Below are 15,108 nucleotides of genomic sequence, written 5' to 3' on the forward strand. Positions count from 1 at the left end.
ATGAATTTGGTTTTGGGGGTGATGCGTGCGGCCAGCTCGTCCACATTCACACTGAAGTAGTTCTCTTCACGGATAGGCAGGGGGACCATCCTGGCGCCCACCCAGTTGATCACCGACTCATAGATGGGGAAGCCGGGGTTAGGGTAGATTACTTCGTCGCCGGGATCGACACAGGCCAGCAGAGAAAAAAAGATTATGGGCTTGCCGCCCGGCGTTACTACCACATTGTCAGGGCCCACTTCCACACCCCTGGTTTTTGTGATCTCTTCGGCGATGGCTTGCCGGAGAAGGGGAAGTCCAGCGGAAGGACCGTAATGGGTATAACCTTCATCCAGGGCCACTTTGGCCGCCTCCTTGATATTCGTCGGGGTGTCGAAGTCGGGTTCGCCGATTTCCAGGTGGATAACACTTTTGCCCTGGGCCTCCAGTTCTTTTGCCCGCACCAGTACTTCGAAAGCGGTTTCCGTGCCTAGACGAACCATACTCGATGCGACTTTCATAGCTCTACTCCTGTAATTAAAGATATGTGTATTGGCTTCAAAGGGAATTAGGATTCTGGGTTTATAGTAAAAGCTTCCGTAGATATTTAATAGGTGGAGAGCCGTGAGATAGCAGTTCTTCGTGGAATTCCCGCAAATCAAATTTCCGGCCACGTAGGGTTTCCACATCAGAGCGCAGCTGCCACATGAGGGTGTTGCCCACAAAGTAGGTTGAGAGCTGGGCTGAAGTGAGCTGGGCCCGCACCCACTTCAATTCCGCTTCCGATTGTTCCTGGAAGGTCTCGTTCTCCATGAGGTTCAGCGCCTCCTGCCGGGTCATGCCCCGGGCATGAATGCCCTGATCGATAATGGCATTGGCGATCACGCGCAGGTACCACTTTTTCTGGACCAGGTCATAGTTTGGATCGCCACCGCCGAGCCCGGCCTGAATCATCATCTTCTCGGAGTAATGGGCCCAGCCTTCCACCATGACCCCGCTGCCAAAGACCGCTCTTAAGATGGACGGATGGCGATTGGCATAATAGAGCTGGACGTAATGTCCTGGCAAGGCCTCGTGAATGCTCAGGATCTTCACCGAGATAGTATTATACTCCCTTAAAAAACTCTCCGCTTTTTCGTCATCCCAGTCTTCGGGGATGGGAGAAACGTTATAGAAGGTCTTCAGCCTTTTTTCGAGGGGACCGGGCGCTTCCAGACCGGCAATGGCAACTCCCCGCTGAAATTCAGGGGTCAATCGAATTTCCAATGGCTGGTTCGGATCGAGGGTGATGATATTATGTCTTTGGAGGTAGTCCTCCAGTTCTTGAATGGTACCGGTGACATTTTCCAGGACCTCATCTCGACTGGCGTGGTCCTGAGCAATTACATCCAGGGCCCAACGGATGACTTCCAGGCTGTCGGCATGGGTTGTAGGGGCGGCCGCGGGATGGGCCTGGCTGTATCGTGGCCAGGCCAGGGCAAACATCTCTCGTTGGGTTTTGGCCAGCTCCATCCAGGCACTGCTAAGGATTTCTTCAGGCGTGATGTCCTCATCCAGAGTCAAGGCCAGCTTCCGGTAGTATAGCTCCGGCCCCAGGCGGAAGTCTCTTTCAGCCCGGGGAAGGAGCTCCTCCTCCAGCCACCTCCGGAAGTCCTCCAGGGCAGCTGTGGCGCTGGCGCTGGCTCGGCGCAAGGCCTGCTCCTGATCGGTCTCAAGCTCCGGCAGCAGGGTATACAGTTCTCGGGAGACCAGATTAATGGCACCCTGTATCTGACGGATAGCTGTCTGGGTGTGGACCTGGCTGGCGACTTGAAGATTAGCGCGGGCTTCGTCCAGGACCCGGGGGACGTCATTCAGGCGGCTTATCAGGCTGGGGAGTCGTTCCTCCACCGGTGCGAATTCCTGCGAAGCCAGTAGCAGGATGCCGAATCCCACTTCCTGAGCCACTTCTATGGGATTCCAGGTAAACTCACGCAGCTCGGTAAGCTCAAATAAGAGCCGCTCCAGGGATTGCTGGAAGATGTGGAAGTCGATTTCCTCCTGCAGGGAGAGGGTAGCGGGGTCGATCTGGCTGAGGCGTACCTGGAATTGACGCACCTGGGTGGTAGCATCATTCAAGGCTTCCGGGGTCCGCCGGGCATATTGTCCATCATGGTCATGAACGCCAATCCAGGTGGCACTGACCGGGAACGTGCTGAAATACCAGTCCAGATACTCATCCACCAGGCTGTTAAAGAACTGGCGGGAGGGGTTGCACGCAAGAAGAAGCAAGGCAATGAGAAAGATAGTCGGCGATTTCATCAAAGTCCTCTTAATTGAGGCGCACTAAAAGTATAATGATTTATCATATTAAATTTACATTCCGCTGAGGCTATCTGGCTAGCATAGCCAGCAGGCTACTCATCCCAGTTGCCCAATCGGCACTTTTCCGGTAGCTTTGCAGCCTGAATCCGTGTCGAATATTACCCGTGAGGGAGAAATCGGCACCGAAATACCTTATCTATGAGAAAGTTTATAAAGCTCAAGCTACACTGGCAGATCTTCATTGCCATGATCCTTGGGGCGTCCGTAGCGGCGATTTTTGGAGAGGCCGTACTCCCATTGGCCGGTCCCCTGGCTGATATCTTTTTGCGTCTGTTGCAGATGGTAATCGTACCCCTGATTTTCACTTCCATTGTTTCCGGGATTGCGGGCATCGGAGATTCCCGGAGTCTCGGTCGCCTGGGTGCCAAAACCTTCGGCTATTATATCATGACCAGCACGCTTGCCATCCTCGTAGGATTATCTCTTACCAACCTGATCCAGCCGGGTATCGGTGTGGTCCTTGATCAGGAACAGAAGATCTCTCCAGAGGATCTGGAGCGTCCAGGCTCAGTAGTGGATGTCCTCATGCGCATCATACCGCTCAACCCGGTGCGAGCCGCTGCTGAAGGCGATATCCTGGGGATCATTTTCTTCGCCATCGTCTTCGGTTTTGCCATCACCCAGATACCGGAAAAGCAGCGTGGTACGCTCCTTGGTTTTTTTGACACGGCCTTTGAAGCAATGATGAAGCTCACGCGAGCAGTGATCCGTCTGGCACCAATCGGTGTGTTTGGACTCATCAGCCGGGCCATATCCACCATGGGGTACGATGTCTTCGCCGCCGTGGGCAAATACATGCTTACCATCGGCCTGGGGCTTTCGATCCACTTTCTCATCGTGCTGCCCGCACTGTTTTTTCTGTTAACCAGGCGCAATCCGCTGGATCATTACCGCGCTATGGCATCGGCGATGGCTTTTGCCTTTTCCGCCAGCTCCTCGTCGGCTACACTGCCCCTCACGCTGGAGGCGGTGGAGAAAAATGCCGGGGTCTCCAACAAAATATCCAGTTTCGTCCTGCCCATGGGTGCTACCATCAATATGGATGGCACTGCGCTTTACGAATGCGCCGGGGTGCTGTTTATCGCCCAGGCTCTGGGAGTGGGGCTTGACTTCGGGCAGCAGGTGATGGTGGTTATTACGGCCCTTTTGGCTTCCATCGGGGCCGCAGGGGTGCCTTCAGCGGGACTGGTCATGATCTTTATTGTGCTTCAAGCGGTCAACCTTACTACTCCGGCAGCCTACGCTTTAGTAGGGCTGATGCTGGCGGTGGATCGGCCGCTTGACATGTACCGCACGATGGTGAACATCACTAGCGATTCCATCGGCGCGGCGGTAATCGCTCACTCGGAAGGAGAAGAGCTCACTTATCCCATGGCGATGGAAGCAGAGACGGCGTAGCGCCCCTCGTATCTCAGGCTGGATTCTCGAATATCTTGACGATTGCTGTTAGATCGCGTAAGTTGTCAACGGCTCTTTCAAAGACTTTGCCCGTGGACTGACCGGTAACTCAGATCCGTCAATCTTACTCAGTAGGGCGCCATATTCGGTTAACGCAGTGCAGGCCTTTCCCGATCATTCGGGATGAAGGAAGCCTGCTTTAGTTGAGAGGCACCCATCGTTCCTATCAGAACGGGATCTGGAGTGCCCGTTGGTTCGCGGGCATTTTTATATATTAACCCGCCGGATAAACCGACCCTGTACGATCATTGCGGCTGAACGTCCGCGTGAATTCGCTCCTTGATGAATTGAATCACCTTCCTGGGTCCCCAGACAGTGAGGACGGTTTCATCCCCTTCGAAGGTCCGGTGCTTTACCTCCAGCAGCTGGTAGACGGAGCTGATTAACTTAGACTGCCGGGAAGCGATTCGTAACTGGCAGAGGTCAAAATCCCGGGTACAGGCCTGGAGGATAGCCGCCTCCAGCTTATCCAGGCGTAGCCGCTGCTTGGCCGACACCACCACGGCCCCGGGGAACTGACGTTGCAACCGTGCGACGGCGCCCGCATCGTTGATGGCGTCCAGCTTGTTCAGCACGATCACACTGGGTTTGTCGTTCAGCCCGAGATCGGCCAGCACCTCGTTCACTGTGCTCAGATGATCCACCGCCTGGGGTGAGGTGGCATCGATGACCTTGAGCAGTAGATCGGCTTCGGTCACTTCGGCCAGGGTGGATCGGAAGGAAGCGATGAGATGGTGGGGCAGCTTACGGATGAAGCCTACCGTGTCGCTGAGCAGAATGCTGTGGTTCTCATCAAGGTACAGTTTGCGGGTGGTAGTATCGAGAGTGGCGAATAGGCGATCCTCCACAAACACCCCGGCGTCGGTGAGGGCGTTCATCAGGGTTGACTTGCCGCCGTTGGTGTAGCCTACCAGGGCCGCCCGGAAAGTCTCCCGCCGTCGCAGACTCTGCACGGCACGCTCGGCGGCAATATGCTTCAACTCGTCCTTGAGCTTCTTGATGCGGGATCGGATAAGTCGGCGGTCCACCTCGATCTGGGCTTCACCGGGACCACTGCGGGTGCCGATGCCGCCCATCTGCCGCTCCAGATGGGTCCACTGCCGGGTCAGCCGGGGCAGCAGATACTGCAGCTGGGCCAACTCCACCTGGGTTTGGGCTTCCCGGGTTTGGGCATGTTTGGCAAATATGTCGATAATCAGTCCACTGCGGTCAATAACCTTGATGCTGTTCCCGGCCACGTGCTGGAGGTTTTTCTGTTGTGATGGTGATAAGTCGTCATCGAAGATAATGACTCCGCATTCCAGCTCGTGAGCCTGCCGCATGAGAGATTCGGCCTTACCCTTACCGATGAAGGTGGCCGCATCGGGTCGCTCCCGCCGCTGAACCACATGTCCGACTATTTCACCGCCCGCGGTTTCGGTTAGCAGACGGAGCTCATTCAGGTGCTCAGCTACTGTCTGGGACGACGTATTGCCCCAGTGCACGCCAACCAGAATGGCATTTTCTTTAGGTGAGTTCCGGCTGGGCGGATCGTCTGGAGGAACGGTATACATTGCTAAGAATCATTTCCAGGATCAGTAGGAGGATCAGCAGGTAGAGCAATGGTCGCCACAGTTCCTGGCCGAAGCGGGCCTGCTGAATCCAATCTGCCGCGGACTCGCCTTCCGGTATGATAAACGCCCGGCCCGGATCGAACAGGCTCATCAGCGCCGACCGGCTGAGAGTGCCATTGGTGAGTTCCGTATCGGTAATATTGACCCGGAACTGGATTTCTGCCGCGGGGGCGGGTCTGGTGCCCGGTTGACCGCGGCTGTGAGCGGAAAGGATGTATATTCCCGGCATATGGAGATTCTGCAGGGGGACCGTACGAGTACGGATGACAGGCACGATGTGAGTGGTCGTCCCGCTGGGTGCTGTCAGGGTCATTGACTGGGTAGCCTGGCGCGGGGTGACGGTCAGGACCGGGAGATCTCCCACTCGTACATCAGCCAGCACGGAACTTGCAGGCCGCCAGTAAATCAGGTGGTGCCAGAGGGGAATGAAGCTGCCCTTCAACGGCAGATTGGTCCATTGCAGATGGAAAGCTAACGCAAAAAGGAAAATGGTCCCACTGTCGTAGGAAGAGCGCGTTAGTACTGGTTTGTGCTCATCAGCCCAGAGGACGACCTCGTCGGTGCCTCGGGGGTAAACGGGATATAGGCGCGATACCTGGGGGAGCTCGTCCAGCTCCGCTTCGCGCTGGAACACCTTATTGAGGATGGAGGTTTCCAGTGCCTTCCGATCCAGTGCGAGTGGTGAATCGAATACCTGTGGAGTCGGCTCCAGCGCCGGAAGTCCATATTGGTTCTGGAGCACAGCCACGGCGAGGCCGCTTTCCTCCTCGGGCCCGGGGATTACAAAAAGTGTACCGCCAGACTTCAAAAATTCTCCTACCTGCCGCAGCTGGAGACGCGGGAGCTCCTTCAGGCTATTCAGGATCACAACCTCCAGGTCCTGGGGTGTCCAGGCAAAGTCGGAAGGGTTGCACACGCGCAGTTGAATATTTGGCGTCTCACCAGCCAGGGAGTGCAGGGCCAAAAGGGAAAAGGAGGGGTCCAGATCAGGCGGTTCGATAAGGAGAATCCTTACCATGGGAGGGATGTAGGTGTGGAAATAGAAGCGATTATCGCCGGGACGCTCGTCCCGGTCAATTTCCACATAGCCGTGCTGGTGTCCTGGTTCAGTTGGTGCAACCTGGAACTTGACCGTTCTCCGCTCGCCAGGCCTCAGATCAACAACCAACTGCCCCGAGCGCACGTCGTTTAGTACCACCTGAACCGGAATCTTACTGCGAGGTTCGCTGCCGGAGTTAAGTAAGGTTGCGGTCACTTCCATGAGCTTGCCGGCTAGTGGAATAGCTGTCTCCACCTCTGCCCGTGTGACAGTCACATTATGCTCAAGGTGGGGGGTGGGCACGAGGAAGAAATGCCAGTCTTGCCAGGTAGTGGTGTCACTTCCGAGGAGCCGCAATGCCTGTTGTTGGTGGCTTTGAAAATCGCTGATGAGAAAGAGCTCCCGGTTGGCATACAGATTCGCGGCTTCCTTAAAGGTGTTAGCACTGAGGGAATCCAGAGCCGCCGCGAGGTTATCTTGATGATAGGTGGGCGTGCATAAGCCGGCGATTTCGTCTACTACCGGCAGATCCGCGACCGGTCCTTCATAAATGGTCTTGGCATCGGAGGACCGCATGATGACAACCCGACCGCGACTACTCTGGTCGGCCAGGATTTCATAGAGGGATTCCAGCGCTGCCGTGGTGCGCGCCGTTTTACCTCCGGCATGGGCCCGGGCGGTCTGCGGCGCTTCACCGCTCAGGCTGAATGAATCGTCGATGATTACCACTGAAAGGGTGGAGGCACTATCGCCTATCCAGCCGTGGAAATATCCTTTCACTACCGGCCGGGCAAGCAGGAGGACCAGAACCAGCAGCAAGAGAGTACGCAGGAAGACGATCAGCCATTGATGCCAGCGCAAACGGCGGATGGACTCGTGTTCCATCCTGCGCAGGAAATGCAGGGTGCTGAAGTCCACTACTCGGGGGTTGCTCTTGCTGATCAGGTGTATGATCAGAGGAAGTGCGGCAGCTGGCAGAGCCCAGAGTACCTGGGGGATAAGGAAACTCATAGCCCGGCGGCCGTAAGGAGCGTCATAGCTCCCCCTGATAATACGGGAATAGCGGTGTTATCGTTCACTAATGGCCAGGGAATGAGTTCCGCCAGGGCGGCAGTGGCAGCCCCAGCCAGGGTCACCGGCCACGTTAGATCGGCTAGCAGGGCCAGGAGCAGGCAGGTAAGGAAACAGGCCAGGGTCCCTTCCAGGGATTTGTCGCCAATGCGTATGCGGCCATAGCGCTGCCCCACCAGTGACGCAGCGGTGTCTCCGATGCTCATAAAAAGCATCGAAAGAATAGCGATCGTGGGCGTGAATAGGATAGCTGCGACAAGAGCGCCGATGAAGACATAAGTGGCGCCGGTGGGGCGACGCTCTTCGGACGGGCGCGTGACCGAGCCTAAAAAGCGTTGATACAGGGCTCGGCCCCAGGTGCTGTTCATCCTGGCCGCCTCGATGGCGAGCATGAGGACGGTCAACACGATCAAGGCCACAATGGCCGCATCCCGCCCTATGATCCAGTATCCCAGTGGTAGAACACTGGAACCCAGGTGGATGAGCTTGCGTCCGCCCTCATTACTCGCTGGCAGTACAGTCATCCCTGGAGCTCTTGGAATCGTTGTGCGATGTCGGGGGCGTCAAAAAGGGCCGAGCCGATTACGGCGATATCGATCCCCGTGGCAAACACCCGCTCAATAGTGCTCGGATTGAGGCCCCCATCCACGGCAATAAGATAGGCGTGATCCTTCCTCGCGGCAACAGCCTTACGCATGTTTTCCAGGGTACTCTCCATAAATACTTGCCCCCCAAAGCCGGGAAATACCGACATAATCAGCAGATAATCGAAATTGGCCAGGTAGGGTTTGAGGATGTCAAAGTCGGCGTCCGGATTGATGGCGACACCGGGGGACGCCCCCAACTCTCGGATGGTGGTCAGGTCGCGCTTGAGATCCTCGCTGGCCTCGGCGTGCACAATCACCGTGTCGGAACCGGCCTCTACAAATTGCTTGAGGTAACGGTGGGGCTTTTCAATCATCAGGTGGGTGTCCAAATAGATGGAAGTCAATCGGCGGACGGCTGCTATAATGAGGGGTCCGAAAGTGAGATTGGGTACGAAATGGCCGTCCATTACGTCCAGGTGGAGGCGGGTGGCACCGGCATCCTCCACCAGGCGGATTTGGTCACCCAGGCGGGCAAAGTCGGCACTGAGTAGACTGGGTGAAATGATGCGCGTACTCATTCTTTTTCCTTATCGTAGGTACTCACCGTCAGGTTGATGGCCCGTTTAACTTTCAGCACACTGCCCCCGGCAATACTTTGATCGACAATAGTGTTGGGCAGCAGGTTCGGCGCATAAATATATCTCACGTGGCCGATTTCAAGGCCGGCGTCGAGGATTTCGCGCCGACCGGCCTGGAAGCCCATGCCGATTACACTGGGGACATAGTAGGAGAGTGGTGCCTCGCCCATACTGACCATGAGCGAGATACTTGAGCCACGACGAAGCAGATTGCCGCCCCGGGGTGACTGCCAGGTGACGACACCGGCAGGATAGTCGTCGCTGTAGGCGGTGTGGACGGTATCGATGACCAGCCCGGCCCGGGCCACCTCTATCTCGGCTGCTCGCAGGGTTTTATCTACCAGGCTGGGAACCTCTACCATCTTTTCCTCTTCAGTCACTGTGAGTTGAATAATCCGTCCCTTTTTTACCCGCGAATAGGCCTTGGGAAACATCTCGAAAACCTGGTTGGGAGGGTATTCCTGGGTGTGGGCCACGTGTGCCTTTTCTACCCGGAATCCCTCCTCTTTAAGTGTTTCAACGGCTTCGGGATAGGGCAGACCCACGACGTTAGGCAGATAGCGGACCTGCCCTTGGTAGACATACGCAGGCATAATGACCTGGTCCAGCAGGACGGTGAAGATAATAGCCAGCACCGCCAAAGCTGTCAGATACTGGATGATCACTTTGGCTTTCATTGCACCCGCAGGCGGACAGCGAAAAGGCCGTCCACTTGGTGATCGGGGGGAAAAGTGCTGAGGGCGCCGTCCCGGTCTAGCCACTCCCGGGGGACACTTTCGGGCATTGGTACGATATAGAACTCAGGATGGTCGCGTTGGAAGGCATGGACAAGCTCCCAATTCTCCTCGGGCTCCAGTGAACAGGTGGCATAGATCAGGGTACCTTCGGGCGGCAAGTGGTGAGCGGCGTGTACCAGGAGGGACATCTGGAGGGTGGTCATTTCCGCCAGGTGTTCAGGCTGCCGCCGCCAGCGCAGATCGGCCCGCCGTGCCAGTACTCCGGTACCGCTGCAGGGAACGTCTATCAATAGCTTGTCTGCCTTAGGGAGGGCCTGGGTAGTAGCGTCACCGGGGTAAAGGTCTACGTTCTCCAGGCGCAGGCGGTTGAGGGTGCTGTTGATCTGGCGCACGCGGTCGGGGTCTATCTCATAGGCGAGGATTCGCCCTTCCGGTCCCACGCAGTCAGCCAGGGCGGCGGTTTTGCCGCCCGGTCCGGCGCAGAGGTCGATAATGACTTCGCCGGGTTGAGGATCCACCGCCCTGACGACGGCTCCTGAGGAGGGATCCTGCACGATAAAGAGACCCTCATTTAGCACTTCCGGTTCCAGCAGCGGGGCGGGGGAGGGCACGGCGGTGAGGGATTCTTCCAGAATCGGGTGCCGTTGCAGGGAAATCTTTTTTGCCGCCGCCAGGTCGGCCAAACGCTTCTGTTGGGCTTCGTCTTTGCGTTGTCGGAACCAGACCGCAGGTCGGCGGTTGTTCCATTCCATGAGGGCAATGGTCTTTTCCCGCCCCCACCGGTCCAGCCAGCGTTCCACCAGCCACTTTGGATGGCTATAGGCAAGGGCCAGTTCCCCCACCGAGGCATCCATGGGCGGCGTGGTGATGGGCGGCTGGCGAGTCAGCTCTCTAAGTACCCCGTTGATGAGACCAGCTGCTCGGGTAAGGTTAACCGCGCGAGCCAATTCAACGGTGGTGCTCAAGGCGGCATGGGGCGGCACGCTGTCCATATACCGCAGCTGGTAGGCCCCCAGGCGCAGGAGCTGTCTCACGTCTTTTTCCATGTGGGCATACCGACCCCGGTAACAGGCGGCCAGATCGGAATCCAGGCGTCCCTGCATACGGGTGGTACCTAGAACCAGCTCGGTGATAAAGCGGCGTTCCTGATTTGTCAGAGTAGTGCCAGCGAGAGCATTGTGCAACACGTCGTTAATCCGGCCGCCTTGCTCCGCCTGAACGAGCACCTGAAACGCGGTTTTCCGGGCCTCGTCTATCATGGTATGAGTTGTCATCAGTTGTCTAGCCGAGAACCTTTCCCGGCTCAAGGTGGGTGCCTCGTAGAAACTCGTTCACCGTCATCCGCTGCCGTCCTTCTAATTGTAGCTCGGCGACTTCCAGCACTCCCTCGCTCGTGCCCACCTGCAGCCGACCCTGGCTTACGCCGAGTACCTCCCCCGGTTCCCCCTGGCCGGGCACAGCTAAGGCTTTGAATAGTTTCAAACGGTGCCCATCCAAGAAGGTAACGGCACCCGGCCCGGGGGAAAAGGCCCTGATCTGGTTGGTGATCACTGCCGCCGGACGATCCCAACGGATTAGCAAGTCCGCCGGGGTGATTTTTGGCGCTCGGGGTAGTTCGCCGGTCATCAATTCCGCCTGGGGACGGGGCTGGATCTTCCCTGCCTCCAGGCTGTCCAGAGTCTCTACCAGGATATCGGCGCCTATGGTAGCCAGCCGCTCGGCCAGGGAACCGTAGTCATCATCGGGCTGGATGGGGTGCTCGTGCTGGAGCAGGATGTCACCGGCGTCGATCTGAGACGTCAAGGTAATGGTTGTCACGCCGGTAATGGTCTCGCCGGCTAGCAGACAGTGCTGAATTGGTGCTGCACCCCGGTACTTGGGTAGCAGGGAAGGGTGGAGGTTTACAGCGCCCCGGGGAGGAATTAACAGCAAGGCATCGGGTAGAATCCGAAAGGCCACCACCACAAACAGATCGGCGGCCATGTCGGCCAGATAGGATTGGAAGCGATCCTCCTTGAGGCTGGCGGGTTGCAGGACGGGATATCCCAGGTTTTCCGCCAGACGTTTAACCGGTGGGGATTGTAGCTTGCGGCCGCGGCCGGCTGGCTTGTCCGGGCCAGTGACCACGGCCACCACCTGGTGGGAAGATTGGTGCAGTTTTATCAGGGAGGGGTTGGCGAATTCCGGGGTCCCCATATAGACCAGGCGCATGGAAACCCCGCTAGCCTTTAGAGGGTGATACCAGTAGTCGGCGCTCCCATCTCAGCGATTTCAGCCAGCCGCTTTTCTAGCATGGCATGCTTGGCGGGGGTCAGGTGATCAGTGTAAAAGATCCCGTTCAGATGATCCACCTCGTGCTGAATAACTCGGCCCAGCAGCCCGTCAAACCATTCCTCATACGTTTCCCCGGTCTCGTCCTGGAAACGGACACGAACCTTTTCTGGCCGGGTGATGGTGGCCCTGATTTTGGGGATACTCAGGCAGCCCTCCTCCATTTCGAAGCTTCCGGTGGACTCCAATATCTCGGGATTGATCAAAACGCGGGGACCCTTGTCCTCTTCCGTGTGGCTGATGTCGACGACGGCAAAATTAAGGTCCAGTCCTACTTGGTTGGCCGCTAAGCCCATGCCCTCCTCGGCGTACATGGTTGCTAACATATCATCCACCATGTCGTGGACTTTTCGGGGATCGGCCACAAACACGAGGCGCTTGCGTAGAAGCGGATCGCCGTATTTCACGATGGGCAGGACCGCCATCAATCACCCTTGGGCGTTTCGACTTGATCGGTGGCCAGCCCTACGATATAGGCCCTGGCAACGGTGATCTTATTCCCCTTGCCAACGTCCAGCAGTACCTGGCTGCCGTCCTTGCCTTTAAAGGCTTCGATTTTCCCATAAATGCCGCCCCGCGTGAGTACCTGATCGCCTTTCTGCAAAGTGCTGAGCATTTGCCGCTGTTGTTTCTGGCGCCTCATCTGGGGCCGGATAAGCAGGAAATAGATAATGGCGAACATCAGGATCATGGGCAGGAAAGCGAGCATCCCGCCGCCCGATCCCTCACCACCCGGTTGACTTAAGCCGTATAAGACGTCCAAAACATCTCCTTGATTTTAATTTTAAAATTTACCATGACCTTTCTGCATTAACAACGTCAGGTAAGCCGCTCCGCAGGTGGCTGCCGCCATGCTTTCCGCTATAATAAGCAATTAGAAATAACACGCCACAGTAAGATACTGCCATTTACCGGGTCGGTTCCAATGGGGTATCAATCCCTGTTGGGCGGCGGGATTATATCGTCACCGTCATCCTCCGGCGGGTGTCCTTTCTTGCGGCCCAGGCCCCGCACGGACTTGGACACCAGGGACTTGAGCGTGTCGTAGGTAGCGGCCGGCATGCGCTTGAGGTTGTCTCTGGCCGCCTCCCAGATAGTCCGCGATAGAGAACCGGAAGCTGTGCCCACCAGTCGCGAAAGCCGCTCCAGGGCCTCCCGGTTAGCTGCCTGACGCTCGGCAGCTGGTTCAAACGGGCCTCCTTCCAGGCGGCGGTGGAAATACCTCCGTACCAGGAGGCTTGTCCGGAATATAGCCAGAGCATTGGCCGAGCCCTGGATAACGGCGTCAGCGATGATAAGGGAAACCAGGTTGGCCCCCGGAATGGCCCCTACTACCGAGGCTCCCACGATCGCAGGGCCAATCTGGGCACCTAGATTCACCTCTTGCTTGTTGCTGGGTCTCAAGGTGGCCTGAGTAATGGCAATATATAACGGCAAACGCACCCGGATACTGGCCCACGGGTAATACAGCCTTGCCAAACGACGCACGATCCGCAGCTGGGCATTTAACACTACCAGAGCATCCATGTGCCCCGACTGGGAGATGGCTGTGTGGAAGAAGATTGTCTCGGCGGTGGCGGTGATCATGGTAGCGGTTTGCTCATCAAGGCGCTGATAGATTGCCTTCAGCAGAGCTGCGTCTTCACCCGGAAGACTATTCAGGTCAGTAACCGGATGCCGCCTGTGCCGGCTGGCCAGGTGTGCCAGATAGCGTTGATGCCTCCGGCTGCCGGGTGCTGGAAGCTCGGATCGCCACCCGGCGGTCCTCACAACCAATCCGGTCAACAGCGTTGCCGCGAGGAGAGCAACTGCCAGGATCAAGCCCACCAGCCAGCCCGCTACCGGGTGGAGCCGGGCAGCCAGCAGTATCAAGGAGATACCTTCCCCGAGGACAATTAAAACGAACAAAAATAATAATATAAGGCTTACAGCAATGAGCGCGCGCTTTAGGGAGGACGTGGTCAAGGGTCGGGTGTTTCGCTATCCGGTTAAAAGTAAGAGTGGTAACGGCATTCCGGGATCAGGCGACGGGGGGCTCAGCATGGAGCACTGATTTCAGTTGGTCATCCCTTACAGACCGGGCAAATGCAGTGAACTCATCCAGTAGGTCGGCTATCTGCTCGTTGGTTTTGCATTCCATAAGCGCTTTGCGCCATTTCACTGCCCCCTGGAAGCCCCTTAGGTACCAGTTGAAGTGCTTCTTGGTATAGTTCACCGTTGCTCTCTCGGACTTGTCGGCCTGCAGGAGCTCGAAATGGTCCCGGCAGACCCGGGCAATGTCGAAAATGGTGACGGATGTAGCTGGCCGGCCGTCCATGAGTTCACCGATCTGCTGGAAGATCCAGGGGCGGCCCAGAGCGCCCCGGGCCACCATGACGGCATCGCAGCCGGTCGCTTCGAACATACGCAGGGCCGACTCAGCGCTGTGGATGTCGCCGCTGCCGATGACCGGGATCGAGACCCGCTCCTTCACGGCCTTGATGAGGGACCAGTCGGCCGGGCCCGTTAGCTGCTGCCTGGTGGTGCGAGGGTGGAGGGCGATAGCGGCGCCACCGGCCTCCTCTATAAAGGTGGCGGCTTCCAGGGCCACGATGGAATCCTGGTCCCAACCGGATCGCATCTTCACTGTCACGGGAAGGTGAGGAACCGCCTGCACCGCGGCCTGCACGACCTCCAGCATGAGGCCCAGGTCCCGCAGCAGGGCCGCGCCGGCCCCCTTTCGGGTCACCTTGGGCACCGGGCAGCCGAAGTTCAGGTCGAGAAGATCAGGCTGGAACCGTTCAGCCAGATTGGCAGCCGATTCGGCGATAACCTCTGGTGTCTCTCCGAACAGCTGGATGCCGATGGGCCGCTCGTCGGGGGCGAATTTTACTAACTCCAGGGTCTTGGCGCTTTCCCGGATGACCCCGTTGGCGCTGACAAGCTCGGTATAGACCAGCCCCACCCCGTACCGGCGGCACAGGACCCGAAATGAACGGTCCGTGATCCCGGCCATCGGGGCCAGGAAAATGGGATGCTCGATAGTGAGGCTGCCGATATGCATAGCCTTAATATTTGCTCTTCCTCATTTCATGAAGACGTTTATCAATGTCTTCATATCGCTCATTGAAAAAATATTCACTACCGAGTGCATTCGGGTGATATCTTGTTGGCGGTATTCGTTCACTTGGATTCTGTTTAAGGTAATTCCAAGTATTGAAATTCTCATATTCGATTTATGAATTCGAATTCCAATTCAATCTACAATTTTCAATCGTCAATTGACAATACCCCCAATGCCCCAAAGAACTC

Annotated in this window: 14 protein-coding genes; 1 reads left to right on the forward strand and 13 read right to left on the reverse strand. The window is 57.1% G+C overall.

Annotation, left to right across the window (positions count from 1 at the left end; genetic code table 11):
• Nucleotides 1-500 (reverse strand): aminotransferase class I/II-fold pyridoxal phosphate-dependent enzyme (locus ACETWG_04225; GenBank protein MFB0515797.1); only part of this gene is annotated, 500 nt, incomplete at its 3' end.
• 61 nt (nt 501-561) lie between these two features.
• A complete protein-coding gene (locus tag ACETWG_04230) occupies nt 562-2,280 on the reverse strand; it encodes a DUF885 domain-containing protein (GenBank protein ID MFB0515798.1) in 1,719 nt (572 codons plus the stop codon).
• Between the two features lie 201 nt (nt 2,281-2,481).
• On the opposite strand from ACETWG_04230, the gene ACETWG_04235 reads away from it, so the two are divergent.
• Nucleotides 2,482-3,741: a dicarboxylate/amino acid:cation symporter gene (locus ACETWG_04235; protein ID MFB0515799.1), complete on the forward strand. Its 1,260-nt coding sequence runs from the start codon at nt 2,482-2,484 to the stop codon at nt 3,739-3,741.
• Nucleotides 3,742-4,046: 305 nt separating this feature from the next.
• On the opposite strand, the gene hflX is transcribed toward ACETWG_04235, so the two are convergent.
• The 11 genes from hflX to dusB all read right to left on the reverse strand — a co-directional run bounded on the left by hflX (nt 4,047) and on the right by dusB (nt 14,860).
• Nucleotides 4,047-5,354, reverse strand: a complete 1,308-nt coding sequence (hflX, locus tag ACETWG_04240) for a GTPase HflX (protein ID MFB0515800.1) — start codon at nt 5,352-5,354, stop codon at nt 4,047-4,049.
• On the reverse strand, nt 5,308-7,464 hold the full coding sequence (locus ACETWG_04245) for a BatA domain-containing protein (protein ID MFB0515801.1): 2,157 nt from the start codon (nt 7,462-7,464) through the stop codon (nt 5,308-5,310). The genes hflX and ACETWG_04245 overlap by 47 nt, the downstream gene beginning before the upstream one ends.
• Nucleotides 7,461-8,048 carry a diacylglycerol/polyprenol kinase family protein gene (locus ACETWG_04250; GenBank protein MFB0515802.1) on the reverse strand — a complete coding sequence of 196 codons (588 nt, stop codon included), beginning with the start codon at nt 8,046-8,048 and terminating at the stop codon, nt 7,461-7,463. The genes ACETWG_04245 and ACETWG_04250 overlap by 4 nt, the downstream gene beginning before the upstream one ends.
• Nucleotides 8,045-8,689 carry a ribulose-phosphate 3-epimerase gene (gene rpe / locus ACETWG_04255; GenBank protein MFB0515803.1) on the reverse strand — a complete coding sequence of 215 codons (645 nt, stop codon included), beginning with the start codon at nt 8,687-8,689 and terminating at the stop codon, nt 8,045-8,047. The genes ACETWG_04250 and rpe overlap by 4 nt, the downstream gene beginning before the upstream one ends.
• On the reverse strand, nt 8,686-9,426 hold the full coding sequence (locus ACETWG_04260; protein ID MFB0515804.1) for a PASTA domain-containing protein: 741 nt from the start codon (nt 9,424-9,426) through the stop codon (nt 8,686-8,688). Before ACETWG_04260 ends, rpe begins: the two co-directional genes overlap by 4 nt.
• Nucleotides 9,423-10,760, reverse strand: coding sequence for a 16S rRNA (cytosine(967)-C(5))-methyltransferase RsmB (gene rsmB / locus ACETWG_04265; GenBank protein MFB0515805.1), 1,338 nt, complete (start codon nt 10,758-10,760; stop codon nt 9,423-9,425). The genes ACETWG_04260 and rsmB overlap by 4 nt, the downstream gene beginning before the upstream one ends.
• Before the next feature lie 7 nt (nt 10,761-10,767).
• Nucleotides 10,768-11,697 carry a methionyl-tRNA formyltransferase gene (fmt, locus tag ACETWG_04270; GenBank protein ID MFB0515806.1) on the reverse strand — a complete coding sequence of 310 codons (930 nt, stop codon included), beginning with the start codon at nt 11,695-11,697 and terminating at the stop codon, nt 10,768-10,770.
• 17 nt (nt 11,698-11,714) lie between these two features.
• Complete coding sequence (gene def, locus ACETWG_04275; protein ID MFB0515807.1) at nt 11,715-12,242, reverse strand: peptide deformylase; 528 nt, start codon at nt 12,240-12,242, stop codon at nt 11,715-11,717.
• Nucleotides 12,242-12,580 (reverse strand): preprotein translocase subunit YajC, encoded by a 339-nt coding sequence (yajC, locus tag ACETWG_04280; protein ID MFB0515808.1) that lies wholly within the window; start codon nt 12,578-12,580, stop codon nt 12,242-12,244. The genes def and yajC overlap by 1 nt, the downstream gene beginning before the upstream one ends.
• A 170-nt stretch (nt 12,581-12,750) precedes the next feature.
• Complete coding sequence (locus ACETWG_04285; protein ID MFB0515809.1) at nt 12,751-13,689, reverse strand: hypothetical protein; 939 nt, start codon at nt 13,687-13,689, stop codon at nt 12,751-12,753.
• Nucleotides 13,690-13,837: 148 nt separating this feature from the next.
• A complete protein-coding gene (dusB, locus tag ACETWG_04290) occupies nt 13,838-14,860 on the reverse strand; it encodes a tRNA dihydrouridine synthase DusB (GenBank protein MFB0515810.1) in 1,023 nt (340 codons plus the stop codon).
• Nucleotides 14,861-15,108: the final 248 nt, after the last annotated feature.

Source organism: Candidatus Neomarinimicrobiota bacterium (assembly GCA_041862535.1).
Classification (GTDB): Bacteria; Fidelibacterota; Marinisomatia; order SCGC-AAA003-L08; family TS1B11.

Bases quoted from the DNA above. Each gene is read 5' to 3' on its own strand.
- ACETWG_04230 (MFB0515798.1), bottom strand. From the start codon at position 2,280: ATGAAATCGCCGACTATCTTTCTCATTGCCTTGCTTCTTCTTGCGTGC.
- ACETWG_04235 (MFB0515799.1), top strand. From the start codon at position 2,482: ATGAGAAAGTTTATAAAGCTCAAGCTACACTGGCAGATCTTCATTGCC.
- hflX (MFB0515800.1), bottom strand. From the start codon at position 5,354: ATGTATACCGTTCCTCCAGACGATCCGCCCAGCCGGAACTCACCTAAA.
- ACETWG_04245 (MFB0515801.1), bottom strand. From the start codon at position 7,464: ATGAGTTTCCTTATCCCCCAGGTACTCTGGGCTCTGCCAGCTGCCGCA.
- ACETWG_04250 (MFB0515802.1), bottom strand. From the start codon at position 8,048: ATGACTGTACTGCCAGCGAGTAATGAGGGCGGACGCAAGCTCATCCAC.
- rpe (MFB0515803.1), bottom strand. From the start codon at position 8,689: ATGAGTACGCGCATCATTTCACCCAGTCTACTCAGTGCCGACTTTGCC.
- ACETWG_04260 (MFB0515804.1), bottom strand. From the start codon at position 9,426: ATGAAAGCCAAAGTGATCATCCAGTATCTGACAGCTTTGGCGGTGCTG.
- rsmB (MFB0515805.1), bottom strand. From the start codon at position 10,760: ATGACAACTCATACCATGATAGACGAGGCCCGGAAAACCGCGTTTCAG.
- fmt (MFB0515806.1), bottom strand. From the start codon at position 11,697: ATGCGCCTGGTCTATATGGGGACCCCGGAATTCGCCAACCCCTCCCTG.
- def (MFB0515807.1), bottom strand. From the start codon at position 12,242: ATGGCGGTCCTGCCCATCGTGAAATACGGCGATCCGCTTCTACGCAAG.
- dusB (MFB0515810.1), bottom strand. From the start codon at position 14,860: ATGCATATCGGCAGCCTCACTATCGAGCATCCCATTTTCCTGGCCCCG.